This window comes from Escherichia sp. KCJ4928 (assembly GCF_004352695.1).
Lineage (GTDB): Bacteria > Pseudomonadota > Gammaproteobacteria > Enterobacterales > Enterobacteriaceae > ECMA0423.
In genome coordinates this window covers 1-2,984 of the sequence record NZ_SJWV01000306.1, presented here as the reverse complement: position 1 = coordinate 2,984, position 2,984 = coordinate 1, and the positions used below count along the sequence as shown (strand labels likewise).

Here is a 2,984-nt window from a genome sequence, read left to right as displayed (position 1 = left end):
TTCCTGTCCATGTGCGGAAATGTTGTTGCTTTGTATCTTTTGTGTTAAGCAACGGATGAGCGTGTTTCTTTCGCATTTCCACTATCATCAACCCACGAAGACCTGTAGAAACACGCTCCCCCCCCCCTCCGACTACTGGACAGCAGAATCACACCGCGCTAAACATGACATGCGTGTTTCTGGTGAGCGAAAAGCTGTCAGCCGTGGACTGCCGTAGCAGAGACCCGGAAACGCGCTTAAAACGCTTCTGAGTGCGTCAAAACAAAAAACGAGTAAATCCTTGCTCGTTTCTGAAAATCACGTTAGAACGCTTCTGAGCGCGTTTCTGAATATTCTCCCAGTGCATGAATAGTTCGCGCCTGAAACGCGCTCAATCCTCGCCACTTAGCTGACGTTTATCTTTCGCCCGATCGCGCTGGTATTTTTTGACAACCGGCACCCACGAAAACGCCAGACGGGAACCGTCATCTGTACCCTCTGCCATGTCATCCGCCATGATTAAATCCTCGTTCGTTTCCCGCTCCAGTTGCAGAACGTTCTTAAGCGCTCCCCCCGTAGCAACAAAACGACGCTTGTGTACCTGCCGTGTTAATTCGAGGAACCATTCAGGATCAGCCAGCATATCAGCAGGCTTTGTGGAATATTTCAGAGTTTCAACCACCGCGCCGCGCAGCTGTTCCGCAACAACACAAGGTAAAGATTCATCGTCTTTTGGTTTCCGTGATTTCACCACTCTGATATCCACATTCGGGTCATACGCCACCCGCAGACAATCACGCCACAGTTCCACCCAACGGGCATGTTTCACATACTCACGGCCGGACAACATCGAAGGGGGAACCATCAGCAGAGTGTGAAAATGGGGATGTGCAGTACCATCCTTGCCGCGCGTTACTTCCGTGGTACGAACCCAACCCAACACATGGCGAAATTCCTTACGCTCTTTCAACCGCTTAAACCCCGCATTCATCGCGGTCAGCGTCTCACCAAGCGCGTCAATGGAACAGTTGCGCACTGTCAGTGTGAGAAACAACCAGCGCGCGCCGGGATGTTCCGTCACAATCTTTGGCAGGGACTGATAGAAACGGGCTTGCCACATCATGGAACGCCTCCACTGACAGATCGGACAGTGCCGGACGCGACAGAACCGTGCATCACGCAACCGCAGGCGCGTTTCTCCGGTCTCTGTGTTTGTTGACCACCCAAACCGCAAAATACCACTACAAGCCCCGACACGTTCGCCGTAGTGCTCAAATCCGGCAGCACGCAGATAAATACCGCCCACATCGTCGGAAAAGCTTCGGTGTTCATCCCACGGTTTATCTGCTGGAGAGTAATCCGTCAGATTCTTAAGTTCAGGATTTTTCATGTCTGCCGTCCCCTTGCGAGCGACAGACGAAATTGCGTGTTATCATTCCTGTATCACCTGTACCAATTGTCGTCAAATCAGTTCATGTTCTAGGTGGTCGCGCCCCTGGAGTGGTGGAAGACTCGCAGGGGCTAATTTATAACCACTCCCGACAAAATACTCTCAAACCTATTTACACGCAAATCCGCGCTCAGGCCAGATATGGCAAGGGATAGAGCTGATTCAAAAAATCGCATTTATCCCTTAAGTATAAATACAAGGAACGCGCACGAAAGCAGCAGCAAAATCGCCTGTTTTTTGTTCGATTTTTTGAGGGCAAAAACAACAACCACGAAAGCGTTTTCCCGACAAAACACCCACAGGCTTTTCCACCAATTTTGTGAACAACAAAAACCGTCTTGCAGGTGGTTGGCATCACTCCGTGACACCAACCACCTCCTCCAGTGTTTTTTCCGTGCCATCGTCAATCACAAAATCGGAACCCACGCCGGAGGCGCGGGACCCCACGATTTTCTGTTTGACGAATTCGGGAACGGTGAGCAGTACGCGGAATTTTTTCACGTGCCGCGAAGCGTTGGCAGGGTGTCGGGGCGTAGCCCTGACCAGGTGGGGAATGTCTGAGTGCGCGTGCGCGGTCCGACATTCCCACATCCTGTCCCGATTTCTGCGAGTTTGTGTTACCGGAACGCTGGCGCAATATCGGCAGTTTTTGCGCCGTGTCGCCCTCCACGGAAGCGCGCAGATCTGGCAACCGGACGGCAAATCATTTTGCCGTTTTCGTGCCGCAGCCGTTCCGCGCGATCGACAAACTGGCAGTCGGGGGGGAATCTCACGAAGTGCGCACTTATACAATCTCAACTTCGTTTCGATTGTGTGCGGTCTGCGACGCGGTGAAAACCGCAGATAACAGGCAAAAAAAAATCCCCCTGTGTCAGGGGGCCGTCAAAGTCAATTTCCTGATGATAGTTGTTTTGAGGTGTTGCTATGCCCGCTCAATTTGCCGCAGGAACACCGCAAAAACAACTCCGATGACGGGACAGGATGTGTAATCGTATAACCGCGCACGCCGATACGATTACCACCTGGTCAGGGCTACGCCCCGACACCCTCGACAACCTGCCCGGGACACGTTAAAACGACATCTGCGCGTTTCTGAAGCTCCCATTAACCATGGGGATGGTATTAGCGCCGGGATGCGACAGAAACGCGCTTAAAACGCCCCTGAACGCATCAAACGCGAAAAAACGAACAAAACCTTGCCTGCCTGCAAAAATCACGTTAGAACGCGTCTGAGCGCGTCTGAGGGGTTAAAATTCACTGTGCGTCAAATGGGGATTGTTACACCCCGCCCTCAAATGCGCTCACTTCCCCTTCCTGTCCATGTGCGGAAATGTTGTTGCTTTGTATCTTTTGTGTTAAGCAACGGATGAGCGTGTTTCTTTCGCATTTCCACTATCATCAACCCACGAAGACCTGTAGAAACACGCTCCCCCCCCCCTCCGACTACTGGACAGCAGAATCACACCGCGCTAAACATGACATGCGTGTTTCTGGTGAGCGAAAAGCTGTCAGCCGTGGACTGCCGTAGCAGAGACCCGGAAACGCGCTTAAAACG

At 52.1% G+C, this 2,984-nt stretch carries 2 protein-coding genes; one reads left to right on the top strand and one right to left on the bottom strand.

The genetic code is table 11. The features are described from left to right. The coding region (locus E0D98_RS27610; RefSeq protein ID WP_205713028.1) for a hypothetical protein at positions 1 to 217 on the top strand (217 nt) is incomplete at its 5' end. A gap of 153 nt (positions 218 to 370) precedes the next feature. On the opposite strand, the gene E0D98_RS22920 is transcribed toward E0D98_RS27610, so the two are convergent. Beyond that, a complete protein-coding gene (locus E0D98_RS22920) occupies positions 371 to 1,369 on the bottom strand; it encodes a protein rep (protein ID WP_001672436.1) in 999 nt (332 codons plus the stop codon). Between the last annotated feature and the right edge of the window lie 1,615 nt (positions 1,370 to 2,984).

Bases quoted from the DNA above. Each gene is read 5' to 3' on its own strand.
- E0D98_RS22920 (WP_001672436.1), bottom strand. From the start codon at position 1,369: ATGAAAAATCCTGAACTTAAGAATCTGACGGATTACTCTCCAGCAGAT.